19 protein-coding genes are annotated in these 23,405 nt (G+C 70.9%); 9 read left to right on the top strand and 10 right to left on the bottom strand.

Translation table 11 applies throughout. From position 1 onward, the window contains the following. Window positions 1-11 precede the first annotated feature (11 nt). The 3 genes from ACFYY8_RS34895 to ACFYY8_RS34885 all read right to left on the bottom strand — a co-directional run bounded on the left by ACFYY8_RS34895 (window position 12) and on the right by ACFYY8_RS34885 (window position 5,158). Entirely contained in the window at window positions 12-1,001 is a 990-nt protein-coding gene (locus tag ACFYY8_RS34895) for an NADPH:quinone reductase (RefSeq protein WP_390048494.1), read from the bottom strand. Between the two features lie 109 nt (window positions 1,002-1,110). Continuing rightward, a complete protein-coding gene (locus tag ACFYY8_RS34890; RefSeq protein ID WP_390048492.1) occupies window positions 1,111-1,962 on the bottom strand; it encodes an alpha/beta fold hydrolase in 852 nt (283 codons plus the stop codon). Between the two features lie 316 nt (window positions 1,963-2,278). Next, window positions 2,279-5,158 carry a BTAD domain-containing putative transcriptional regulator gene (locus ACFYY8_RS34885; protein WP_390048490.1) on the bottom strand — a complete coding sequence of 960 codons (2,880 nt, stop codon included), beginning with the start codon at window positions 5,156-5,158 and terminating at the stop codon, window positions 2,279-2,281. Window positions 5,159-5,399: 241 nt separating this feature from the next. Here ACFYY8_RS34885 and ACFYY8_RS34880 point away from each other — a divergent pair, with 241 nt between their 5' ends. After that, window positions 5,400-5,660: a hypothetical protein gene (locus ACFYY8_RS34880; RefSeq protein WP_390048488.1), complete on the top strand. Its 261-nt coding sequence runs from the start codon at window positions 5,400-5,402 to the stop codon at window positions 5,658-5,660. A 53-nt stretch (window positions 5,661-5,713) separates the two neighbouring features. Here the strand turns inward: ACFYY8_RS34880 and ACFYY8_RS34875 are convergent, their stop codons facing one another. The 3 genes from ACFYY8_RS34875 to ACFYY8_RS34865 form a co-directional block, all read right to left on the bottom strand. Further along, the gene (locus ACFYY8_RS34875; protein ID WP_390048486.1) at window positions 5,714-6,541 is read right to left on the bottom strand and encodes an alpha/beta fold hydrolase; all 828 of its coding nucleotides are present in this window, start codon (window positions 6,539-6,541) and stop codon (window positions 5,714-5,716) included. A gap of 203 nt (window positions 6,542-6,744) precedes the next feature. Further along, entirely contained in the window at window positions 6,745-7,287 is a 543-nt protein-coding gene (locus ACFYY8_RS34870) for a hypothetical protein (protein WP_390048484.1), read from the bottom strand. Window positions 7,288-7,453: 166 nt separating this feature from the next. Further along, window positions 7,454-9,490: a catalase gene (locus tag ACFYY8_RS34865; protein WP_390048481.1), complete on the bottom strand. Its 2,037-nt coding sequence runs from the start codon at window positions 9,488-9,490 to the stop codon at window positions 7,454-7,456. An 823-nt stretch (window positions 9,491-10,313) separates the two neighbouring features. Between ACFYY8_RS34865 and ACFYY8_RS34860 the strand changes: the two genes are divergently transcribed. From ACFYY8_RS34860 to ACFYY8_RS34850, 3 genes are all read left to right on the top strand, one after another. Continuing rightward, window positions 10,314-12,572, top strand: coding sequence for a PxKF domain-containing protein (locus ACFYY8_RS34860; RefSeq protein ID WP_390048478.1), 2,259 nt, complete (start codon window positions 10,314-10,316; stop codon window positions 12,570-12,572). A gap of 108 nt (window positions 12,573-12,680) precedes the next feature. Then, entirely contained in the window at window positions 12,681-13,382 is a 702-nt protein-coding gene (locus ACFYY8_RS34855) for an MFS transporter (RefSeq protein ID WP_390048476.1), read from the top strand. After that, on the top strand, window positions 13,376-13,621 hold the full coding sequence (locus tag ACFYY8_RS34850) for a hypothetical protein (protein WP_390048474.1): 246 nt from the start codon (window positions 13,376-13,378) through the stop codon (window positions 13,619-13,621). The genes ACFYY8_RS34855 and ACFYY8_RS34850 overlap by 7 nt, the downstream gene beginning before the upstream one ends. Before the next feature lie 13 nt (window positions 13,622-13,634). Here the strand turns inward: ACFYY8_RS34850 and ACFYY8_RS34845 are convergent, their stop codons facing one another. Next, window positions 13,635-14,510, bottom strand: coding sequence for a TetR/AcrR family transcriptional regulator (locus ACFYY8_RS34845; protein WP_390048472.1), 876 nt, complete (start codon window positions 14,508-14,510; stop codon window positions 13,635-13,637). Window positions 14,511-14,564: 54 nt separating this feature from the next. Between ACFYY8_RS34845 and ACFYY8_RS34840 the strand changes: the two genes are divergently transcribed. The 3 genes from ACFYY8_RS34840 to ACFYY8_RS34830 all read left to right on the top strand — a co-directional run bounded on the left by ACFYY8_RS34840 (window position 14,565) and on the right by ACFYY8_RS34830 (window position 17,474). Further along, window positions 14,565-16,322, top strand: coding sequence for a right-handed parallel beta-helix repeat-containing protein (locus ACFYY8_RS34840; RefSeq protein WP_390048470.1), 1,758 nt, complete (start codon window positions 14,565-14,567; stop codon window positions 16,320-16,322). A 63-nt stretch (window positions 16,323-16,385) separates the two neighbouring features. After that, window positions 16,386-16,844 (top strand): DUF1348 family protein, encoded by a 459-nt coding sequence (locus ACFYY8_RS34835; protein ID WP_390048468.1) that lies wholly within the window; start codon window positions 16,386-16,388, stop codon window positions 16,842-16,844. A 51-nt stretch (window positions 16,845-16,895) separates the two neighbouring features. Continuing rightward, the gene (locus ACFYY8_RS34830) at window positions 16,896-17,474 is read left to right on the top strand and encodes a TetR/AcrR family transcriptional regulator (protein WP_390048466.1); all 579 of its coding nucleotides are present in this window, start codon (window positions 16,896-16,898) and stop codon (window positions 17,472-17,474) included. Between the two features lie 10 nt (window positions 17,475-17,484). On the opposite strand, the gene ACFYY8_RS34825 is transcribed toward ACFYY8_RS34830, so the two are convergent. Next, complete coding sequence (locus tag ACFYY8_RS34825) at window positions 17,485-18,948, bottom strand: MFS transporter (RefSeq protein ID WP_390048464.1); 1,464 nt, start codon at window positions 18,946-18,948, stop codon at window positions 17,485-17,487. Between the two features lie 24 nt (window positions 18,949-18,972). Here ACFYY8_RS34825 and ACFYY8_RS34820 point away from each other — a divergent pair, with 24 nt between their 5' ends. Next, complete coding sequence (locus ACFYY8_RS34820; protein WP_390048462.1) at window positions 18,973-19,422, top strand: MerR family transcriptional regulator; 450 nt, start codon at window positions 18,973-18,975, stop codon at window positions 19,420-19,422. A 525-nt stretch (window positions 19,423-19,947) separates the two neighbouring features. Here ACFYY8_RS34820 and ACFYY8_RS34815 read toward each other — a convergent pair. Next, the gene (locus tag ACFYY8_RS34815) at window positions 19,948-21,276 is read right to left on the bottom strand and encodes an alpha/beta hydrolase (protein WP_390048460.1); all 1,329 of its coding nucleotides are present in this window, start codon (window positions 21,274-21,276) and stop codon (window positions 19,948-19,950) included. Between the two features lie 67 nt (window positions 21,277-21,343). Between ACFYY8_RS34815 and ACFYY8_RS34810 the strand changes: the two genes are divergently transcribed. Then, entirely contained in the window at window positions 21,344-21,919 is a 576-nt protein-coding gene (locus ACFYY8_RS34810) for a TetR-like C-terminal domain-containing protein (RefSeq protein WP_390048458.1), read from the top strand. Between the two features lie 96 nt (window positions 21,920-22,015). Here the strand turns inward: ACFYY8_RS34810 and ACFYY8_RS34805 are convergent, their stop codons facing one another. Then, on the bottom strand, window positions 22,016-23,209 hold the full coding sequence (locus tag ACFYY8_RS34805) for an MFS transporter (protein ID WP_390048455.1): 1,194 nt from the start codon (window positions 23,207-23,209) through the stop codon (window positions 22,016-22,018). Window positions 23,210-23,405: the final 196 nt, after the last annotated feature.

Raw genomic sequence — 23,405 nt, 5'->3', positions numbered from 1 at the left:
CGGGGAGGAGTTCAGGGGTACAGCACGAGCCTGCCGTCGACGTCTCCCGTCTCCAGCCTGCGGTGTGCCTGGGCGGCCTGTGACAGCGGGAGCCGCTCGGCGACGCGGGGACGCCACCGGGTCTCGCGCAGCAGGAAGACGACGCCGCCGGCCGCGTCGGCGAGATCGGCGACGGAGGCGTTGCTGATCGCGAACCCTACGACGGCGGCGTCCCGGGTGTAGAGCGAGCCGAGCGGCAGCGCCGGGGTCGCGTGCAGCCCGGCCATCACCACCAGCCGCCCGCCGTGGGCGAGAAGACCGACCCCGGCGGCCAGGTCCCCGCGCCCCGAGGTGTCCACCCACACGCGGTAGCCGCCGGGCGCGGCCGTACGCAGGCCGTCGGCCAGGTCCGGGTCGCGGTAGTCGAGGACCTCGGCGGCGCCCAGCGCGCGGACGGAGGCGAAGTCCTCCGGGCGCGCGGTGGCGACCACACGCGCCCCCGCCGCCACGGCCAGGGCGACCGCGGCGGAACCGACGTTGCCCGCCCCACCGCCGACGTGGACGTTCTCCCCGGCCCGCAGCCGCCCATGCCGGAACAGGGCCAGCCACGCGGTCGCCGCCGGGTGGGCGGCCGCGACCAGGTCGGCCTCGTCGACGTCCGGTGGAACCGGGTACAGCCGGTCGGCGGCGACCACGGCGTACTCGGCGAAGGAGCCCTGCCGGCCGGCGTGCCCCAGGCTGTTGCACCACACCGGCCGCCCCGGGGAAAAGCCGGCCGCGCCGGGTCCCACGGCGGCCACCTCGCCGACCAGGTCCCGGCCGATCACGAACGGCGACGGCATGGGCGTGGGGTAGGCGCCCGAGCGCACGAAGACGTCCACCGGATCGGCGGCGACCATCCGAACGCGCACCAGGACGTCGGTGGGGCCGATGCCCGGCACCGGTATCCGGTCGTAGCGGATGGCCTCAGCGGGGCCGGGGCCCGTGACGTGTGCGGCGTACATGTGCGCGGGCAGGGACATCGGTGCGCTCCGTCGTGGTCGTGGTCCTCGGGTGCCGTAAACGCTCCCGAGCGGCACGGCCGTACAGAAGGACCGACACGCCCGTCACCTCGATCTCACCGTGAGGAGCTCACCGTGAGGTGGACGTCCGCCGCAGATGGGCGAGGACGACCTCGCGCTGGCCGACGACGGAGTGCCCGACTCCCGGCAGCAGGCGAACCGTCGCGTGCGGGACGGTCTCGTTCAGGCGCCGGACGGTGCCCTGCGAGTCGAGCATGACGTCACGGTCACCGACGACGGCCAGCACGGGCATGGTCAGGTTCCGCAGCGTGTCGTCGGAGAAGACCGGCAACCGCTTACGGGGGAGGAACTGCCGGAAGGTGAGGGCCATCCCCTCAAGGAACTCCTCGGAACCCGTCATGTCGAGCCCCGCGACCAGCTCCAGCGTCTTGCGCCGCCCCCGGAGACCGAACTGGTTCAGCAGTACGGCCTTCGGCACCCAGCCCCACTTCTGCCTGCCGATTCCGGCGGGGCACAGCAGCGCCAGGCACTCCACCCGGTCCGGGCGGCGGGTGGCGTAGTCCAGCGCCAGCCAGCCGCCGAGCGAGGCGCCGACCACGGACGTCCTCGACACTCCGAGTTCCCGCAGGACGTCGTCCAGCCAGAGGGCGTACGCCTCGGAGTCCAGCGGAGGACGGGAGGGGGCGCTCAGGCCGGGCTCACCGATCATGTCGACGGCGTGGACGCGGAAGTGCTCGGCCCAGGAGGCGACCTCCACGACCCACATGGCCGCGTTGGTGCCCGAGCCGTGCAACAGCACCAGCGGCGGCGCGTCCTCGGGGCCGGAGACCACGACGAAGGTCTCTCCCTCGCGGGTCGGGACCCTCCGGTGTTCGTAAGGAACGGGCCAGGTGCGCAGGGCCTGGACGTACCGCTCGCGGATGCGCCGCCCGCCGTCCTCGGTCCGGTAGATGGCGGTCATGGCCCGACCGCCGCTCCGGTGCGCCTCGGCGCCCGCCCGCCGTCACCCGGACCGCCCGCGACGATGACCTTCATGTGACCTCTCCTTCGTCATGTGCCGTCCCCACCCCGCCGGGCGCTCTCACACCGGACGAGGAGGGGAATCACGATTCCCTGAAATCACCTTAACATCCCTTTTATAGGGAATGATAGGGAATATTAGGGAGTCAATCAGGTCGGTCACCACTCCGGGAAGCAGGAGGCCGGGGATGCCGGAGGTCTCGACGGCCGCTGTCTCAAGACCCCGCGAGACCTCCGGGGCCGAGGCGGGGCGACCGTCACCGGGCCGCCTCGCTCTCCGAGGAGGTGTGAACCACCCCGTGCCTTTCCAGGGCCTCGACCAGGCAGGACGGCCACGGGGAGGCGTCCTCGGTCCTGGCCCCCCGTTCGAGGGCCGCGGCGTAGGAACGGGCGTCGAGGTTGCCACGCACCAGCCGTACGGCCTCGATGTGCATTTCATGGAAGGGTCGCAGGGTGATGAGGCCGACGCCCACGGCCTGGCGCAGATGACGGGCGGCGCCGAGGAGTTCGGCGGCCCGGTGGTACTGCCCGGCGGCGGCGACGGCCCAGGCCAGCGCCTCCGCTCCCCAGACGGGACCCCAGCGGTCGTCGATGTCGCGCTGGCGGATCAGGGAGTCGCGCAGCAGCTCGATGGCCGCGACGGTGTCGCCGAGCCGCAGTCTGCTCAGCCCGAGCGTCCACAGTGCCCATGACTGGGCCCAGGCCGCGCCGTTCGCCTCGGCCTCCTCAAGGTAGGCGTCTCCCGCGGCGCGCGCGATGTCCGGGGCGCCGAGGAAGGCGCAGGCCATCGCCCAGAGCATGGTGGCCATGTGGGCGTCTCCCTGGGCACCCGCCCGCCGGAACATGTCCCTGGCCCGCGCCAGCACGGGGATCGCCCCGGCGTCGGAATGGGTGAGCATCGCGTGGGCGCCCTCCAGGTAGGTGGCGACGGGCGAGGCCGGGGTGTGGTGTTCGGCGAGATGCTTCTCGGCGAGCCGGTGGTCGCCCTGCAGGAGGGCCACCCAGCTCAGCATCGCCAGCGCGTCGGTGCGCCGGGGGCCGGGCGCGGACAGCGCGCAGGTGCGCTCCAGCCAGTGGCGGCCCTCACCGATGGTGCTGGTGAAGAACCAGGACCGGACGCGGGTGAGGTTGACGGCGATCTCCAGGCCGTTGTCCGCCTGCCCCGGCTCGGTGACGCAGAAGTCCAGCGCCGTCCGCAGGTTGGGCAGCTCCCTCCGCAGCCGGGACAGCCACTCGACCTCGCGGGCGCCGCACCAGTCGGTGGCGGCGGTGGCGACCAGTCTCTGGTAGTGGTCGCGGTGGAGCCGCCGCAGCCGGGCTTCGGCGCCCATGTCGGCCAGTCTTCGCCCGCCGTACTGACGGATGGTCTCCAGCAGGCGGTAGCGCGTACGGAGACCCTGGGTCCGCGCCAGCAGGACCGACTTGTGGCACAGGCTCGCCAGCAGATCCACGACGTCCCGGCGGGCGATGCCCGAGCCGGAGCACACGGCTTCGGCCGCCTCCAGGTCGAACCCGCTGGAGAAGACCGAAAGGCGCGCCCAGAGCAGGCGTTCCGGCTCGGTGCACAGCTCGTGGCTCCAGTCGATGACGTCCCACAACGTCCGGTGGTAGCGGGGCATGGCCCGGGTGTCGCCGCCCAGCGGACGGAAGCAGTCATCGAGGCGCTCCAGAATCTCCGCGATGGACAGCGTGCCCAGCCGTACGGCGGCCAGTTCGATGGCCAGCGGGATGCCGTCCAGGCGCCTGCACAGCTGGACGACGAGGTCGTGGTTGTCGTGGGTGACACGGAAGTCCGGCGCCGCCGCCGCGGCCCGCGCCACCAGCAACGCCACCGCGTCGTAGCCGGTCAGCGGACGCCCCCGGGACGCGGCGGCGGCCACGGGCGGCAGGGTGAGCGGGGGCACGACCAGCACGTGCTCGTGGCGCAGGCCGAGCCGGTGCCTGCTGGTCGTCAGCATCCGCAGGCCGGGGGCGGCCCTGAGCAGGGTGTCGGCCAGAGCGCCGACCGCGGCGACCACGTGCTCACAGTTGTCCAGCACCAGCAGCAGCCGCCTGTCACGCAGGAAGTCGGCCAGGACGTCGTCGGGGAGGCGCGCGGACTGGTCGCGGATTCTCAGCGCCTGGACCACGAGGTGCTCCGGTGACCGCCCTTCCGGCAACGCGGTCAGGTCGGCCAGCCACACCCCGTCGGGGAAGTCCCCGGACAGCTCGGCCGCCGCCCGCAGGGCCAGCCGGGTCTTGCCCACCCCGCCCGCCCCGGTCAGGGTGACCAACCGGTTTCCTCTCACCAGGCGCCCGATGTCGGCGAGCTGACGTGCCCGGCCGACGAACGTCGTCACCTCGGCGGGCAGGTTGCCGCGCACCCGCGGTGGGCTGACGTAGGCCAGCGCGGGGCTGGCGGTGAGCAACCGCCGGTGCAGTTCACGCAGCTCATCGCCTGGATCGACGCCGAGCTGCTCGACCAGCGCGTCCCTGGCGTTGTGATAGCAGCGCAGGCTCTCGCCCCGGCGTCCCGACCGGTACAGCGCGAGCATCCGCTGCCTCCACAGTCGCTCCCTGAGCGGGTGCGCGGTGGTCAGCCCGTGCAGTTCGGCCAGCACGTCCTCGTGCCGTCCCAGCGCCAGGTCCGCCTCGATGCGAAGCTCAAGGGCGTCGAGCCTGCGTTCGTCGAGCACGGGGACGACGTCACGGCGTATGACCTCTGATCCGATGTCCGCGAGGGCCTCTCCGCGCCACAGGCGCAACGCCTCCCGAAGCAGCGTGGCGGCCTGCTCCGTCTCCTCGAGGGCGGCGGCCGCCCGCGCGCGGCGCACCAGGGCGTCGAAACGGTGCAGGTCCAGCGTTTCGGCGGGCAGCTCGATCGCGTATCCCCTCGGATGCGTCGTCAGCGGGCACTCCCACCCCGCCCCGTTCAGCAGACGACGCAGCCGCAGCACGTAGTTCTGCAGCGTGTTGCGGGCGCCGTCCGGGGCGTCGTCCCCCCATACGCGTTCGATCAGCGTCTCGACGGTGACCACGCGATTGGCGTCCAGGAGCAGCGCCGCGAGCAGGGTGCGCAGCTTGGCCGCTCGGATGGTCAGGCGGTTGCCGTGGTGCAGGACCTCGACCGGCCCCAGAATCCTGAACTCGAAACCCAACCCTTTCACAGCGAATTGTAATCACATCATTACCCTCCGCTCGCAAGGTGTCGCGTGCGGGCCCGCGAAGGAGCGGTGCGCGTGACCGGCGGGTGACCGGCGTGTCGGCGGCCTCCACCACGCTATGAGTGACCGGAGCGCGCGACCTCACGGCCCTGGGCGCGGGATCCCGGGTCACGTCGCCCGGTCCGCCGCGACGGGCACCGCCGTACGGCGTGCGAAGACAAGCGAAGGAGACGACATGACGACCAGGTTCCGTCCGGTGGCGCTGGCCGCCGCCGTGCTGGGCTCCGCCTGCCTGCTGACCGCGGGCCCGGCACAGGCCACCACCGCGACCGAGAGCACCGCCGTGCAGGCGCTCGGGGACGACGTCTACCGTGACTGGTTCACGAGCCACGCCAGGTGCGTGACCGCGGGCCAGGGCGGGATCGACCGGGGGCACTGGGGGCACTACACCTGCTCCGAGGGCGACGTGTTCTGGCACCTGTGGACCGACCGCTGAGCCGGCCCGCCGTGAGGGTGGTGCCCGTCGTGCGGACGGGCACCACCCGCGGGTCAGGAGTTCAGGAATTCGAGCAGGTCGGCGTTGAACTTCTCCTTGGAACCCGGCACCAGCGCGATGCCGTGTGAGCCGCCCTTGTACACCTTGTAGGTCGAGTTCGGGATGAGCTTCGAGGACTTGTCCGCCGAGGCCGCGATCGGCACGATCTGGTCGTCGTCACCGTGGATGATCAGGGTGGGAATGTCGAACCTCTTCAGGTCCTGGGTGAAGTCGGTGGCGGAGAAGGCGTCCACGCAGACCACCCCGGCCTCGATGTTCTCGGCCATGGCCATCAGCCAGAAGGCGTCCTTGTTTCCCTGCGTCACCTTGTTGCCGGGCCGGTTGGCGCCGAAGAAGCCCTCCGCGGAGTCCTTCCAGAACTGCGAGCGTTCGGCGAGGATACCGGCCTTGATCTTGTCGAACACCTCCTGGGGGGTGCCCTCGGGGTTGTCGTCCGTCTTGAGCATCAGCGGCGGGACCGCGGACAGCAGCACGGCCTTACTGATGCGGTCGGTGCCGTGCCGACCGATGTAGCGGGCCAGCTCCCCGCCTCCCATGGAGTGCGCGACCAGCGTGACGTCGCGCAGGTCGAGCTTGTTGATGAGGTCGTTGAGATCGTCGGCGAAGGTGTCGAAGTCGTAGCCGTCGTGGGGGTGGCTTGAGCGGCCGTGTCCCCGGCGGTCGTGCGCGATGGCCCGGAAGCCGTGGTCCTTGACCAGTTTCAGCTGGTCCTGCCAGGCGTCCGCGTTCAGCGGCCAGCCGTGGATGAAGATGACCGGCGGCCCGCTGCCCCAGTCGTAGAAGAAGATCTCTGTGCCGTCGCGCGTGGTCACGTAAGGCATGCCGTACCCTCCGAAGGTCTCCTGGGACGCGGCCTGGCCATGGATGGCCGGTGGCTCCAGTGTCGTCACGGAGGCGATACCGCCGAGGGCGCAGAGGTAAGGCCAAAGCGAGGTCTGCGGTTTTTTGCCCATCGACCGGAGTCGGTCCGCCGGTCCGGGACGGACGGATTCCGGCCGGGGACTTTCGGTGTGTTCCGGTGAGGTCAGTTCCCGCGTTCGTGCCCGGCCGCCCTGAGCGCCTCGCCGAGAACGCGGACCGCCTTCGGCCCGACTCCGTGCATCGCCGTCAGTTCGGCCTCGGTCAGTTCGGCGACCTGGGCGAGAGTGGTGATGCCGACGCCGGCGAGCGCTCGGGTGGCGGGCCCTCCGATGGCCTTGGGCAGGTCTCCGGTCTCACCGGCGACCGCCGTCTCTCCGGCGGCGGCCTGCCGCGCGAGCTGTCGCGGCGCGTGGGAGAACCAGGCGCGGCGCACCCAGTGGTTGAGCTGCTGACCGTTGATGTCCGCGAGCGGGACACGTACACCGGCCGGCGTCCCGTCGTGGGACAGCGGACCCGCGGTCGGGTACGCCGCGAGGACCTCCTCCGCCTCCGTGGCGGAGAGGTGAAGGTGCACGTGGTCGTTCTCTCCCGTCGAGGCGAACGGTCTGCCGTGCACGGTGAACGCGATCACGCCGGGGCGGTCACCCTGCTCGGCGGTCCCGGGGAGGGAAAGCGCGGTCTTGCGAAGCTGGGCGAAAGTCGTCATGGGCCACTTTGGCATGCCGGACCGACAGAAGCTCCGTACGGCACGGATCATGACGAAGCCCGCCGAATCTCTCGGCGTCGTCACCGACGCCGAGAGATTCGCCGTGTTCCCGCGCAGGCGGACGGCTCGGAATCCGGCACGAAGGCCGGAGTGTCACCTCTCCCGCTCAGGCGGGGAAGGACTCCACGTCGCGGTCGTAGTGCCGGTGCCGGACGACGGCGTCGACGAACCGCCGGACGAAGTCGTCTCCCGTTGAGGCCTCGACGACTCCCTGACGGCCGGGCAGCGCGGCGGCTCGCAACAGGGCCTCGCCGTCCGGCAGCACACCGATGGCCTTGCCGTGCTTGAAGGCCTCGCGGACGAACTGTACGGCGTGGCCGTCGTCCGCCTGCCCCTCACCGCCGGTGCACAGCACCGCGTCGTACAGCACCGACGAGGCCGCGCTGACCTGCTTGTCGACCGACAACGGCCCGGCCATGCCCTCGTGCGGGGCGACCACGTCGCAGACCGCCTTCCCGTTCTCCAGTTCCTGGATCACGGGGTAGAGCGCCTCGGCGTCGGTGTGGTCGCTCACCAGGACCGCGATCTTACGGGTGGCCAGGGACGAGGGCTGGTCGGCCTGGCTGAGCGCGGGGGAGGACCTGCCGTGGTTGGCGCCCTTGGCCGCCGGCGCGGGCAGGCCGAGCCCCGCGGCCACGTGCGCGGCCAGTCCGGTGTCGACGTTGGTCAGCCGCTCGACCACCTGCTCCTTGATGTAGCGGCGCTCGACGTGCCCGAGTTCGAACAGGAACGCCTTGACGATGTGGTCCTTCTCCCAGGGGGCCATGCTGTTCCAGAACAGCGTGGCCTGGCTGTAGTGGTCGCCGAAGCTGGGGCTGCGCTTGCGGATCTTCTCGCCCTCGACCCGTTCGGTGTAGTGCCGGAAGACCCCGGTCATGTCACCGCTGAGCACCCCGGTCGCCGGGCAGCCCCCGCTGATGGAGTTCTTGGAGTAGCTCGTCCGGCTGGTGTGGATCATGTGCTGGTGGAAGCCGTCGCGGTTGTCGTTGTGCACCGGCGCGACCGCCCTGTTGATCGGGATCTGCTGGAAGTTCGGACCGCCGAGACGGAGCAGCTGGGTGTCGAGGTAGGAGAAGTTGCGGCCCTGCAGCAGCGGGTCGTTGGTGAAGTCGATGCCCGGCACCACGTTGGCGGTGCAGAAGGCGACCTGCTCGGTCTCGGCGAAGAAGTTCTCCGGGTTGCGGTTGAGGGTCAGCTTGCCGACCGCCCGCAACGGCACCTCCTCCTCCGGGATGATCTTCGTGGCGTCGAGGAGGTCGAAGTCGAACTTGTGCTCGTCCTCTTCCGGCACGAGCTGAAGGCCCAGCTCCCACTCGGGGTGGTCGCCGTTCTCGATGGCGTCCCACAGGTCACGGCGGTTGAAGTCGGGGTCGTTGCCCTGGATGCGCAGCACCTCGTCCCACACCAGCGAGTGGGTGCCGAGCTTGGGCCGCCAGTGGAACTTGCAGAAGGTGCCCCGCCCCTCGGCGTTGACCAGCCGGAAGGTGTGCACACCGAAGCCCTGCATCATCCGGTAGCTGCGCGGGATCGCCCGGTCCGACATCAGCCACATGATCATGTGCATGGTCTCCGGCTGCAGCTGCACGAAGTCCCACAGGGTGTCGTGCGCCGACTGGGCCTGCGGGATCTCGTTGTGCGGTTCGGGCTTGACCGAGTGCACGAAGTCGGAGAACTTGATCGCGTCCTGGATGAAGAACACCGGGAAGTTGTTGCCGACCAGGTCGTAGTTGCCCTGCCGGGTGAAGAACTTGGTGGCGAACCCGCGCACGTCGCGCACCGTGTCGGCCGAACCGCGCGAGCCGGCGACGGTGGAGAAGCGCACGAAGACCGGGGTGACCAGCGAAGGGTCACACAGGAAGTCGGCGCAGGTGTACTCGGCCAGGGACTCGTACACCTGGAAGACGCCGTGCGCGCCGGAACCGCGGGCGTGCACCACCCGCTCCGGGATGCGCTCGTGGTCGAAGCGCATCACCTTCTCCCGGAAGTGGAAGTCCTCCAGGATGGTCGGGCCACGCTCGCCGATCGACAGTGAGTTGTCGGTGTCGTCGACACGGACGCCCTGGTCGGTGGTGTACCGGGTGTCCGCCGAGTCCACCCGATACTGGTCGAGCTGCTGCTGTTTCCGGTTGCCGTCGTCTGCCACAGGTCCCCCACGGTCGAGATGAGATCGAAGCCGGGGGGCCAATCGCGCTTATACCCCCATCACCCACCCGGTCACCCCGGTCGGTCGTGAGCACCGTGGGATTCTCGGTGGGATTCTCGGTGGGCGGCGGGGGCGTCTCCGGCGGATCCGGGCTCTCGAGGGAGAAGGGGAGTGCCGCCGCCGGGGCGGCCACGGCTGGAAACCGCCGTCCAGGAAAGGCGCACGGTCCCTTACCCGCGCTGTCCGGGGAGGTTGACACCGGACGGGCGGCCGAATGATCGGAGTGGACACCGCCCGGTCATCGAGAACGCCCGCGAACCGGCTCGCCGCGCCGAGGCGCGTTCCCGAACCTCTCGAGCCCTCGAGCCCGGATGGTTCCCGAGCGGGCCGGTCCTGGCCACTGCCCCGCGAAACCACGGACAAGAATTCCGGCAAACGAGACAAGAAACGCAATTATTCAACAGTCGGGGCATGTCGAATCGCCCCGGGCCCGGTGCGCACCGGTCATGCCCGCCGGGCTTGACAGGTGCCGGTATGCGACGGCCGCCCTTATCTCACGAAACCGGCTCCGCCGAAGGAGGACCTCTCCGCCGTTTCCGCGAGGACGGCCGATTCTCCGGACGTCGCCTTCTTCTCAGCCGCGTGGAACGGTCCCGTCCGCGGGACGCGGCTCCTCCGGGGCGCGAGCGAGGCGACCCTTGACCCTTAGTTTGCCCGCCTGGTACTAATCGCCAACCTTGTCCTCACCCTCCGCACCCCGGAGGGCCCAGAGGGTGGGGACGCCATGCGGACTTTCACGTCCGCCATGACCAGGAGGTTCTCCGTGAGGAGTTCACTCAGACGACCTCGGCGACTTGAGCGACTGACCGTCATCGGTGGCCTGGCGGCCGCGTTGTCCCTCGGGACCGTTCCGGCGTCCGCCGGTGGCGTACAGCTTCAGGCACTGCCGGGTTCGAACCTGACGGCTGCGGCACCCGCGACGGCGGACGCGCCGCTACCGGACTACGACAAAGAGATCGTCGACCGGTTCGACTCGGCCAACTCCGTCAACCACATCCGGCACCTCGCCGTGGACATCGGCCCACGTCTGAACGGCACCCCGCAGGAGCGGGAGGGCGCGGAGTACATCGGCGGGATCCTGAAGTCATACGGCTTCAAGGTGACCCTCCAGCAATGGGGCCCGGTCTCCACCAAACGCGTCGCGAAGGTCACGTCCTCCGACGCCGACCTGCCCGGCGGGCCGAACTGGCAGATGGCCGCCTCGACCAGCGGGAAGTTCACCGGTGACACCGGCGTGAAGGGCCAGGTGGTCGACGCCAGGACGGGCCAGTCCGCCACCGAGTTCCCGGCGGACACCGAGGGCAAGATCGTGCTGATGGACTACAGCACCAACGCCACGATCCGCAACACCGCCGTGGCCAACGCGGTGAGCCGCGGCGCGCTCGCGGTCATCCTGGCCTACCCGACCGGCAACTCCGCACCGCCGTCGTTCACCCTCACCACGCCCCAGCCGGGGATTCCGGTGGTCGGCGGCGGCAGCGCGCACAGCACCTGGCTCAGGGAACTCCTGGCCAAGGGGGCGCTGACGCTGACGATCGCGACGAACGAGTACGCGAACCCGATGGGCACCAACGTCATCGGCATCCGGCCCGCGGTCGGCGACCCGGACGGCACCACCGCGCCCATCGTCATGGTCGGCGCGCACATCGACTCGGTGCTGGGCGCGCCCGGCGCCCACGACGACGCCTCGGGCAACGGTGTCTCCCTGGAGGTCGCCCGGGTCCTCAGCCAGTACCCGCTGGACAAGGAACTGCGGATCGGTGGCTTCGGCGGTGAGGAGGGCGGTCTCCTCGGCGCCAGGGCGTACGTGAACACGCTGACCGCGGCGGAGAAGGCACGGTTCGTCGGCGAGTGGCAGATGGACATGGTCGGCACGCCGTACGAGCCCGCCCGGCTGTGGGCGCTGACCCCGAACGGTCAGTCGAACTACGTGGTCCAGGAGGCGTACGAGTCGGCCGCCCGCGTCGGGTTCGACGGCCTGCGCAACTGCAGGCTCGGGCAGAGCGACCACCAGGCGTTCTACGACGTGGGCATCCCGTCCTCGCTGTTCATCTGGCTCGACTACCGGCCGCCGACCCCGCCGGCCGTCTGTGGCCCCACGGGCGGGACGTACGTCACCGAGCCGCAGTACCACAAGCCGACGGACACGATGGACAACATCAGCCCCGAACGGCTGCAGACCACCCTGGACGTCGTGGGCGGCGCGGTGGCGCACAACGCGCTGAACGCGGTGACGGTGTCCGCGCTCTCTGACGCCGGTCAGCCGCTGGTCGGAGCGCAGGTGCGCGCCGACTGCGGCAACGGCCCGCGCGACCTGGGCGTCACCGGGGCGAGCGGCAAGCTCAAGGCGGTCTTCCCGCACATCACATGCGACGTCTCCGTGACCGCCGAGGGCGCGACGGCGACCGAGCGCGGAGTGGCGATCTCCGGTGACCGCGCGGTGAAGGTGACCGTCGACCTCACCAAGCCGACGATCTCCCTCACCAGGCCCGCCGACGGCGCGGTCTACACGCTCGGGACGGCCACGACCGCGTCGTACCGGTGCGAGGACAACCTGTCCGGGATCGCCGGTTGCACCGGCACGGTGCCCGACGGCGGCCCGCTCGACACCTCCTCCGTCGGCTTCCACGACTTCACCGTCAAGGCCGTCGACAACGCGGGCAACACCGCGAGCCGGAAGGTGACCTACCAGGTCGTCTACCCCTGGCAGGCCTACTTCCCGGAGACGATGTCGGGCAAGGCGGGCAGCGCCGTACCGATCAAGTTCAGCCTCGGCGGTGACCGCGGCACCGGCGTCTTCGCCCCCGGCTATCCGGCTTCTCAGCAGGTGGCCTGTGACACCGGGAAGCCGATCGGCTCGGCCGAACCGACCCGTAACCCGGGCAACTCGAAGATCAGCTACGGAGGCGGCCAGTACAACTACGTCTGGAAGACCGACAAGAGCTGGTCCAACACCTGCCGTCAGCTCCAGCTGAAGCTCGACGACGGCACCGGCCATTTCGCCACCATCAAGTTGAAGTAGCGGCGTAGCCGCGACACGACGCCCTGCCGGGAAACGGGATCGGCCCCGTTCCCCGGCAGGGCTTCCATCGGTACCGGCCCGGCTACGTGCGGGCCTCGACCGCGACCGGTGTTCGTCACGGCGGTCGCCGTCTTCGTCGTGGGTTCCGCGCTGTGCGCTCTGGCGCAGACGATGGCCCAGCTGATCGCCGCCAGGGCCCTCCAGGGCGTCGGGGCGGGGGCGTTGTTCGTCCTGCCCGCGATCGTGTTGTCGGAGCTGTATCCGAAGCGTCTGCGCGGCAGGGTCCAGGGCCTCACCGGCGGCGTGTTCGCGCTGGCCAGTGTGGGCGGCCCGCTCGCCGGGGGCGCGATCACCGACACCTGGGGCTGGCGCTGGATCTTCTACGCCAACCTGCCGCTCGGCCTGCTCGCCATGGCGCTCACCGCCTTCGCCCCGCGGCTGCCGAGAAGCGGCGGGGACGGCAGGGTCGATCTGACCGGCGCCGCGCTGATCGCGGGCGCGACGGTGAGCCTGCTGCTGGTGGCCGAGTGGGGCGGCCGCTCCTACCCGTGGACGTCGGGGGTGATCCTGGGGACGGGCGGAGCGTCGGTGGTCCTGACCGCCCTGTTCGTGTGGTGGGAACGCCGCGCGGCCAACCCGATGCTGCCGCCACGGTTGTTCACCGACCCCACCCTGCGCGTCGTGCTCCCGGCGACCGCGCTGCTCGGCGCGCTACTCGGTGGATCCGTCGTCTACCTGCCCACGTATCTGCAGGTCGTGTACGGCATGGGGCGACCCGGGCGGGGCTGGCGCTCAACCCCTACGTGCTGACGTTCATGGCGGTCTCCTTCCTGTCCGGCGCGCGCGCCGGCGCGAGCGGCCGGTTCAAGCCCTACCTGCTCGCCGGTTCGGCGGTCTTCGGGATCCTTCTCGCCCGCCGGGTCCAGGGCGCCCCGCCGGGCCTGGCCGCGACCGCTGCGGCCATCCCGGACGTCCTGTTCTGGGGTGCCCCGGCCGCGGTCGTCCTGGTGGCGCTGACGGCCCTGTTGCCCAGGAGGGAGGCGACGTGAGCGCGGTTCACCGTCACGTGGCGTCGGTCTTGCGTCTGCGGTAGGCCCGCTGGCGGCAGGAGGGGGAGCAGTACGCCCTGGGGCGACCCGAGGCGGGTTGTTCGACCGGCGTGCCGCACACGACACACACCCCTGTTTCGTCACTAGTTTCGTAACGATTTTTGACCAGCAGCTCGATGCCGTCCAGCAGCCGGGCGAGGCCGAACTCGAAGGGGTCCTCCGGCCGGTCGAAGCCTCCCTCCTCCCACAGGCGAGCGATCGTGGGATAGCCGTTCAGCCGCTCGAACAGCGTGTCGCGGCCTCCCCACCACTCCTCCTCGCTGAGACCGCTGTGCCGTTCGGCCTCGGCCGCCTCGACCAGCAGCAGCGCCTCCGAGTCGACGAACCTGCCGACGAGACCGGCCACCGCGATCACCTCGGAGGGGGGCAGGCCGGTCTCGGCGACCACGCCGAGCATCCGCTCGTAGTGCGCGATGACGTTGGGGCCGGGCACGTGGCGCCCGCCCCGCACCTCCGCCAGCCAGGGGTGACGACGACGCAGCTCCCACCCCTGCCTGGCGCACGCCTCAAGCCTCGCCCGCCAGCCGTCCCTCCCCGCCGCGTCCTCGTCCACGTCCGCGGCGCCCGGGTCCTCGCCCATCACCGCGTCGCGCATGAGGTCGATGAGCTGCTCACGGCCGGACACGTGCCGGTAGAGCGACATGGTGGTGAAGCCGAGCCGCTCGGCGACCTTGCGCATGGACAGCCCGGCCAGCCCCTCGGCGTCGGCCAGCTCGATGCCCGCGCGCACGATCCGGCCCAGGCTCAGCCCCTGTCTCGCCTCCGCGTCGTCCCGCCGCCACAGCAGTTCGACCGTGCGCTCAGGGTCGTTCGCCTTGTCATCCCTCATGTTTATGGTATACACCATGTGCACACCATAAACATGCCTTGAGGGGACACATCCGTGATCGAACTGTTCGTCGCCCCCGGCGGGGACGACTCCGCCCCGGGGACGCGGGAACGCCCGTTCGCCACCGTCGGCCGTGCCGGACTGGCGGCCCGCGCCCTGACCGGCGAGGTCGTCGTGCGGCTCAGGGCGGGCGCGTACGCGCTGACCGAGCCGCTCGAACTCACCGCCGCCCCCGGCCATGACGGCCGTGACTGCCATGTCACCTACCAGGCCCACGGGTACGGCACCGCCGGACAGGAGGAGGTCGTCCTCAGCGGCGGCCGTACCGTCACCGGCTGGCGGGAACTGGACGGCGTGTGGCTGGCCGACGTCGGCGACCTGGAGACCCGTCAGCTCTACGTGGACGGCCGGCGGGCCGAACGGGCGGGCGTCGAGGCCCTGCCCGGCGAGATCACCCTGACCGAGACCGGCTACACCACCGACAGCACGGCGCCGTCGGCCTGGCGCAATCCGGGCGACGTGGAGTTCGTCCACCGGGGCGTCTACCCGTGGACCGAGGCCCGCATCGGTGTCGCCTCGGTCACGACCGGCGGCGACGGCACGGTGATCACCATGGCGCAGCCCGCGTTCGGACGCGCCCTGGAGCTGTACAACTCCACCTGGCAGGGCCAGACCTCACGGGGACCCGGCCTGCCGACCCGGGTGGAGAACGACGCCTCCTTCCTCACCGAGCCCGGCACGTTCGTCCTGGACCGCTCACGCCCCGGGCGGCACGTCCTGCGCTACCTGCCCCTGCCCGGCGAGCACCCGGAACGCACCAGGGTGGTCGCGCCGGTCCTGGAGACGCTGCTGCGCGTCACCGGCGGGCGCGGTGTGACGTTCCTCGGGGTGACGTTCGCCGAGGCCACCTGGTTGCGGCCGAGCGGACCTGAGGGCTTCCTGCACTACCACGGCGGCGGCTTCCATGTCGGCGGCCCGATCGACACGGTCCCGTTCGACGCCGCCGGATCCTCGGTCACGGTGCCCCGGGAGCCCGCCACGATCCCGGCCTGCGTGGTGGTCGAGAACGCCTCCGGCGTGCGGTTCGAAGGGTGCCGTTTCACCCGGCTCGGCGCCACCGGGCTCGGCGTCTCCGCGTCGGAGGACGTCACGGTGCGCGGGTGCGACTTCGACACGCTCTCCGCCGGGGGGATCGTGGTCGGCGGGAGCCGTTCGGTCCTCGTCGAGGACAACCGGGTCCACCGCGTCGGCCTGGAGTTCTCCGGCTCGCCCGGCGTCGCGCTGAACGGCACGACCGGATGCACGGTCGCGCACAACCACATCTCCGACGTGCCCCACTGCGGCATCGTCGCCGGGCCCGGCACGGGCACCCGCGTCCTGAACAACCTCACGAGCGGCACGATGCAGGTGCTGGCCGACGGGGGAGGCGTCTACCTCGCCGGTCCGCAGGGCGACTCCCACGACTCGGGGGCGGTCATCCGGGGCAACGTCATCGAGGACACGCGCACGCCGTACAACTTCGGCCTCTACACCGACTACGGCGCGGCGTGGGTGACGGTCGAGGAGAACCTGGTCGTCAGGGCCGACAGCACGGCCGTCCTGCACGTGTCGCCGCCGCTGGACAACGTCGTCTACCGGGGCAACCTCTGGGACGCCGACCCGGTCGGCGCCGACGCCCCGCCGCCGGGGGTCCTCTACGAGGACAACGTCACCTTCACCGGCGAGCAGGAGCCGGAGGCCGCCGCCGCGATCCGGGCCCGGGCCGGTCTCCTGCGGAAGGCCCCGGCGCCGTCCTGGTCCAGGGGCCGTTGACGCCTTCCCGCCCGCCGTACGGCTCTAATGGAGGGACCGCCGGACGACATCGAGGAGACCGTCGTGACGACACGACCGCCCCTGCCGCCCTTCACCCTGGAAACCGCGCTGGAGAAGGTCCAGGCCGCCGAGGACGCCTGGAACACCCGTGACCCGGAGCGGGTCGCCCTGGCCTACACCGAGGACTCCGTGTGGCGTAACCGCGACCGTTTCGTCACGGGCCGCGCGGAGATCGTGGCGTTCCTGAGGGAGAAGTGGGAACGGGAGCTTGACTACGTGCTCCGCAAGGAGCTGTGGGGTTTCCACGGTGACCGGATCGCGGTGCGCTTCCAATACGAGTGCCGGGACTCCTCCGGTCAGTGGTGGCGCAGCTACGGAAACGAGCTGTGGGAGTTCTCCCCGGAGGGGCTCATGAGCCGGAGGGAGGCCAGCATCAACGACACGCCGATCTCCGAGGACGACCGGCGCATCCACGGCCCCCGTCCGGCCGACCAGCGCGGCGTCCCGCTTCCGATCCGCTGAACAGATCGTTTCGATCGACGCTCGAATGGCTAGCGATGCTAGAATCGAGGGATGTCGGTACGGGAACGCAAGGAGCGCGAGCGGGCGCACCGCCACCAGCTGATCGTCGCGACGGCTCGGGAGCTCGCCGAGGAGCAGGGGTGGGAGGCGGTGACCACGCGCCGCCTGGCCGAACGCATCGAGTACAGCCAGCCCGTGCTCTACAGCCACTTCCGCGGCAAGCGTGAGATCGTCGGGGCCGTCGCCCTGCAGGGGTTCGCCGAACTGACGGCGGCGATGCGGCGCGCGGTCGCGGACTCCTCCGGGGGACGGGCCGCGGTGTCCGCGCTCGCGGAGACGTATGTCGGTTTCGCCGAAGGCAACCCCGCGCTGTACGACGCGATGTTCCTTCTCGACACCGGCCTGCTCTTCGCCGACGCGGCGACCCCCGCACCACTGCGCGAGGGGTTCGGGGCGCTGCTCGACACGCTTCGCGACGTGGCGGGGGACGCCGACCCCGGTCTGTTCGTCGAGGTCTTCTGGGCGGCCATGCACGGCCTGGTCGCGCTCACCCGCTCGGGCCGCCTGCCCGAGGAGGGGTCGGCACAGCGGCTCGACCTCCTGGTCGACAGGTTCGCCGGGAGGCCGTGACGGCGTGCCGTCACGGCCTCGCGTCCAGGTTCTCGAACAGCGCGGCCGTCCGGTCCGCGGTCTCCAGGGCCCGGCGCCCGGTGGCGAGCAGCCCCAGGACCACGACGCAGACACCGAGCCCGGCCACCAGCCACCACACCCCCCGCTCGGCCGTGGTGAACGCCGTACCGCCACGGGCGAGGGCCGGCCCCATGATCATTCCGGCGATCGCGACGCCCAGCGTGGTGCCGCTCTGCCGTCCCGCCGAGGCCAGTGAGGCGGCCACCCCGGCCATCGAACGGGGCATTCCGGAGACCGCCGTGTTGGTGATCGGCGGGTTGACGGCCCCCATGAAGACGCCGAACAGCAGGAACGTCACGAGTACGGCAGGCAACGGGGTCGCGGGGCCGAGCCGGAGCGAGGCGAGCCCGCCCAGGGCCAGTGCGCTCCCGGCGACCACCAGCGGCAGCCGGGGGCCGCGCGCGCCGACCAGCCTTCCGGTGAGGGGGGAGAGCACCACGGTCAGCGCCCCGACCGGCAGCAGGCACAGCCCGGCCGTCAGCGCGGACATGCCGCGCACCTCCTGCAGGTACAGGGTGGTCACGAACAGGAAGGCGCCGAACCCGCACAGCGCGAAGAAGGCCATCAGGATCGCCGACCCGAACGGCACACTCCGGAAGAGCCGCAGTTCGAGCAGCGGATCGGTACGGCGTGGCTCGTAGCGCAGAACACCCAGCACGCCGAGCGCGGCGACCACCAGCAGCCCCAGGATCACCGGCGAGGTCCAGCCGAGCCGCCGGGACTCGATCACCGCGTAGACGACGCAGCCCAGCACCACGACCACCAGGGCCTGACCGGCCGGGTCGAAACGGCGCGGGCGGGGGGCACGGGACTCGGGGACGAACAGCGCGGCGCACACGATCGTGGCGGCCACGACCGGCACGTTGACCCAGAAGACGGCGTGCCAGCCGAAGCCGTCGACCAGGAGGCCGCCGAGGACCGGGCCGAGCGCCAGCGCCAGGCCGGTCGTCGCGCCGAACACGCCGATGGCCCTGGCCCGTTCCGCGGGCTCGGGGAAGACGGTGGCGACGATCGCCATGGCCACCGGGTTGAGCATCGTGCCGCCGACGGCCTGGACGACCCGTGCCGCGACCAGCCAGCCGACGGTCGGCGCCAGCCCGCACAGCAGGGAGCCGATCCCGAAGGCGGCCAGGCCGATCTGGAAGACGCGTCTGCGGCCCACCCGGTCGGCGGTCGAGCCCGCCAGCACCAGGAAACCGGCGAGCACCAGGGTGTAGGCGTCGACCGTCCACTGCAGGCCCGAGACCGAGGCGTGCAGGTCACGGCGGATCGAGGGAAGCGCGACGTTGACGATGGAGATGTCCATGACCACGACGGCCGCGCTGACGCAGCAGATCGCGAGCACCAGGAGCCGGTGGCGCCGCCGTCCGCCGGACTCGCCGGCAGGGGTCCGGAATCGTGTCGTGTGAATCACGACCGCGAGGCTAAAATTTAGAGCGTGCTCGAAGTCAATCCGCAGACGGCCCTCCCCGACGCCCAGGAGGGACTGAGCATCGCCGAGGCCGCCCACCGTACCGGGGTCAGTGTGCACACGCTGCGCTACTACGAGCGTGCCGGGCTGGTCGTCACCACCGTCGACCGCACCGTGGGCGGGTGGCGGAGATACCGGAAGATCGACCTCGACTGGATCGTCGTCTGCGCCAAGCTACGGGCCACCGGCATGCCCATCAGGACCATCCGGCGATACGCCGAGCTCGTGGCTGCCGGACCGGGCAACGAACGGGAACGGCTCGCCCTCCTGGAGGCGCACCGAGGCGAGGTGACCGCCAGGCTCGCCGAGGTGCGGGAAAGCCTCGACCTCATCAGCCACAAGATCGACGTCTACCGGGGGCGGCTCGCCGCGGGAGACGCCGACCGGCTGTGGGCCCCCGACCCCGGCCACGACTGAGGTTCGTCGAAAAGGGCGAGCTCGTCATCGCCGGGAGCCTGGAAGAGGCTCAGATACTCCTCAAGCAGCTCACGGCTGACCGGGGCCACCCCTGGCGCCCTCTCTCCGTTGCGGACCTCCAGACGGCGGCGCAGTTCATCGACCGGTGTGGCCAGATAGCGCAGCTCGACAGGAAAACCACGTGCGCGCGCTTCCGATGAGCAGGTCGCCCGCTGTGGACGCTTCCCCGACGAACCCTCGCCGGCGGAACTGGAGCAGTTCTTCCGCCTGGACCGCAGGGCCCGGGACGCCCTGGCGAACAAGCGCCGCCCGGCGACTGGTTGGCGGTGCCCGGTGTGGGACCGGATGGGTTCCCGCTGCGACCTCACCCTGCTGAGCTGGTCAGACGCCGTTTCAGGCACCGGACAGAACATAGGTTCCGCCCGGTCAGCGTCCCGGAGTGGCCCGTTTCCGCCGTATTCCGGTGGCACCCCCACTGCGGCGTGAGCGGACCTCCGGTGGGATGGCATCGGCCCGCTGCGGGCCTCACCTGTGGTGGTGGAGGAAGGCGGAGATACCGGTGCGGGTCGGGTAATCGGGCAGGGGCGAGGGCTCGCCCTGGAGGAACGCTGTGATGACGGCGGCGGCGCGCTCGTCGTTGTCGTCGAGGCCGTTCCACATGCGGTGTCCGACGCCGGGCATGTACTGGGTTCGCTCGATGGCGGGGCCGGCGGCAAGGATGGCCGTCTGCCATTGGCGTGTCTGTGAGGAGCACTCGGCGATCATCAGCATCGCGGGGGTCCGGGAGCGGCTCAGCCCGGGGGCGATGGAGGGTGAGTCTTTGATCGTCTGCTGGATCTGCAGGCTGGCGGCGGCGTTGAAGGAGAAGTTCTCCGCGGTGTCCTCGGTGGGGATGCGGCCGGCGTCGCGCGCGCAGTAGGCGGAGGCGGTGTCGCTGCCGAGATCGGCGGCCTTGAAGGCGTTGACGCCTTCGGCCTGCGTGATCAGGCCGGTGTCGGGCGGCAGGAGCCCGAGTTGGATGAGGCCGAGTGCGACGGCGTACCGGGGGACGCGCGTCGCCCGCGCTCCGGCCGGGGCCGGGGCGAGGCCGCGCGCGGACGGTCGCCCTTGCTGCCCGCTGATCAGCGCGGTGGGGCCGTCCATGGGGCCGGGCTCGGCGATGATCGCCCGGTGCACGCGGGCGGCGGTGTCCGGGGTGGCCAGGGCCCGGGTGAGCACGATCGCGCCCGCGGAGAATCCGAGGACGTCGGCCGGGCCCTTGTCCAGACGGTCGATGAAGGCGGCGAGGTCGCGTACGGACCTGGAGATCGTGTACTGCTCCATGGGCAGCAGGTCGCTCCGCCCGCCACCGGGATGCTCGTAGGCGTACACGTCGTAGCCCTGCCTGGCCAGGAGTCGCAGGAAGCGGTGGTCGAGCACGGAGATGGAGCGGACGGGCCCGCCGTGGAGGTAGACGAGCGGCGTGGAACGGCGGGGCGCCCCGGCGACAGGGGGATAGTGGTAGACCGCGACCCGGCTTCCCGTGCTCAGGCTCCAGCGTTTCGTCGCGACAAAGGGCAGGTCAGGCGGGTACTGACGGGTCGTGGGGACGGTGGGGACACAGACCGACGCCGTGAGCGCCGCGGCGGCGAACACCGGTACGAAGGCCCACAATCGGCCCTGCCAGGTACGGCCCCGGCCGCGCCATAACGCGGCGATGATGCCGGCTCCAAGGACGGTCAGCCAGGCGGCAAGCCCGGAACGCGCGCCGTCCGTCACGACGACGAGGGCGAGGAACAGCCCGGCCAGCCCCACTACGGCGAGCAGGGCCAGAAGCAGACGCCCGAGGAGGCGGACGGCGACGGGGAGAGACATATGAGTTTCCAAACGCTGTTTCAAAACGGCGTTTGGAAACGCTACCAGCTCGGCTAGGCTGGTCGTCGTGGGAAGGCCGAGAATCAACGACGACACCGTGAAGGACCGCCTCATCGAGTCCGCGACCGAGATGTTCGCCACCCGCCCACGGGAGTCGATCACCATCCGAGCCCTGGCCGCCGCCGCCGGAACCGCGACCGCCGCGGTCTACTCGCTGTTCGACGGCAAGGACGGGCTGATCGCCGAAGTGCGCAACAGGGCGGTCGCCGGGCTGTCCCGGGAACTGTCGGCGGTGCCGGCCTCCGATGACCCCCTCGCCGACCTCTATGCGCTGGCGGTTGCGTACCGGCGATGGGGGCGCGAGCACCGCCACCTCTACACCGTGCTGTTCGGCGGCGTGCAGAGCTTCGACCCGTCCGGCGAAGTGGGAGCCGCGGATCCCGTCAGGCCGCTCATCGAGGCGATAGACCGCGCTCGATCGGCCTGCGCACTCTCGGGTGACGCGACCGCGATCGCGCTCTCCCTGTGGGTGACCCTGCACGGGCTGGTGACGCTCGAACTGGCCGGTGCCCTCGACACCGGCGCGACCGAGGCCACCTTCCGCTCGGCGATCCCCGCCGTGCTGCGCGGCTGGGCAGCCTGACCTCATGTCGGCCCAGGACTCTGGACTGATCCGCCTACTTTGCGGCTCGTCGCAGCTTCGGGAGTCCTGGGCAGGAAGGAACGGAGAGGAGGACGGTCAGTGGTGGGCGGGAACGGGAGCGGCGGTGACGGCGTCCTCCCGTACGGGGGCGCGGTGCTCCAGGACGGCGGACCATACGGCCAGCAGGAGGGCGGACCCGGCGAGCAGCGCGCCGACCCAGTTTGGGGCGGTGTAGCCGAGGCCGGCGGCGATGACCTGGCCGCCGAGCCACGCGGCGAGGGCGTTGCCGAGGTTGAAGGCGCCGATGTTGACGGCGGAGGCCAGGGTGGGCGCGCCGTGCGCCTGGTCGAGCACGCGCTTCTGCAGCGGTGGGACGGTGGCGAAGCCGAGCCCCCCGACGAGCAGGATGGAGACCGCGGCGAGGATCTTGTTGTGTGCGGTGAGGGTGAACAGGGCCAGGACGACGGCGAGCCCGCCGAGGGAGGCGTAGAGCATCGGCATCAGCTTGCGGTCGGCGAATCTGCCGCCGAGCAGGTTGCCGAGGAACATCCCGACGCCGAACAGGACCAGCAGCCAGGTCACCGCGCCGTCGGAGTACCCGGCGACGTGGGTCATCATCGGGGCGATGTAGGTGATCGCCGCGAAGACACCGCCGAAGCCGAGGACGGTCATCGCCATGGCGAGCAGGACCTGGGGGTTGCGGAACGCCGTGAGCTCGCGGCGCAGGTGGGCGCCCTCGGGGCGGGGCAGAGCGGGGACGAGCTTGGCGATGCCGAGCAGTCCGACCACGCCGAGCGCGGCGACGACGGCGAAGGTAACGCGCCAGCCGACGGCCTGGCCGATGAAGGTGCCCAGCGGAACGCCGGCGATATTGGCGATGGTGAGGCCGGTGAACATCGTGGCGATGGCGCCGGCCTTCTTACCCGGGGCCACGAGGTCGGCGGCGACCACCGAGCCGATGCCGAAGAACGCGCCGTGGGCGAGGGAGGCCACGATGCGGCCGGCGAGCATCACGCCCATGGTCGGTGCCACGGCGGAGAGCAGGTTCCCCGCCACGAACAGGCCCATGAGGATCATGAGCATCGTCTTGCGGCTGATCCGGGTGCCGAGCGCCGTCATCAGCGGGGCGCCGATGACGACGCCGATCGCGTAACCGGTGACCAGGAGTCCGGCGGAGGGGATGGACACCCCGTAGTCGTCGGCGATCTCGGGCAGCAGGCCCATGACCACGAACTCGGTTGTACCGATCCCGAAGGCCCCGATGGCCAGGGCTAGGAGCGCGAGAGGCATGGTGTGCCGTCCTCCATACGATTGCTGTTGCGCCTTACACGCTTCGACAATAATTGCATACGCGGGCTAAGTGCAAATGCGGGCATTCGCTCGTCAACGACGGTGGGCGACGGAACGCGCGCCTGGGCGTGATGTAGGGTAATATTTGCATGAGCGGGATACACGCGTTAGCTGATATTGCGTGCAAGGGTTTATC

The sequence above is a fragment of the Streptosporangium sp. NPDC001559 genome (assembly GCF_042893955.1).
Lineage (GTDB): Bacteria > Actinomycetota > Actinomycetes > Streptosporangiales > Streptosporangiaceae > Streptosporangium.
The sequence above is the reverse complement of the archived record's forward strand: the minus strand, read 5'-3'. Positions and strand labels throughout refer to the sequence as shown.

What these genes read in the sequence shown, in the direction of transcription:
- ACFYY8_RS34875 (WP_390048486.1), bottom strand. Translation starts at nt 6,541, where the DNA reads ATGCCTTACGTGACCACGCGCGACGGCACAGAGATCTTCTTCTACGAC.
- ACFYY8_RS34890 (WP_390048492.1), bottom strand. Translation starts at nt 1,962, where the DNA reads ATGACCGCCATCTACCGGACCGAGGACGGCGGGCGGCGCATCCGCGAG.
- ACFYY8_RS34895 (WP_390048494.1), bottom strand. Translation starts at nt 1,001, where the DNA reads ATGTCCCTGCCCGCGCACATGTACGCCGCACACGTCACGGGCCCCGGC.
- ACFYY8_RS34870 (WP_390048484.1), bottom strand. Translation starts at nt 7,287, where the DNA reads ATGACGACTTTCGCCCAGCTTCGCAAGACCGCGCTTTCCCTCCCCGGG.
- ACFYY8_RS34845 (WP_390048472.1), bottom strand. Translation starts at nt 14,510, where the DNA reads ATGAGGGATGACAAGGCGAACGACCCTGAGCGCACGGTCGAACTGCTG.
- ACFYY8_RS34830 (WP_390048466.1), top strand. Translation starts at nt 16,896, where the DNA reads ATGTCGGTACGGGAACGCAAGGAGCGCGAGCGGGCGCACCGCCACCAG.
- ACFYY8_RS34815 (WP_390048460.1), bottom strand. Translation starts at nt 21,276, where the DNA reads ATGTCTCTCCCCGTCGCCGTCCGCCTCCTCGGGCGTCTGCTTCTGGCC.
- ACFYY8_RS34880 (WP_390048488.1), top strand. Translation starts at nt 5,400, where the DNA reads ATGACGACCAGGTTCCGTCCGGTGGCGCTGGCCGCCGCCGTGCTGGGC.
- ACFYY8_RS34805 (WP_390048455.1), bottom strand. Translation starts at nt 23,209, where the DNA reads ATGCCTCTCGCGCTCCTAGCCCTGGCCATCGGGGCCTTCGGGATCGGT.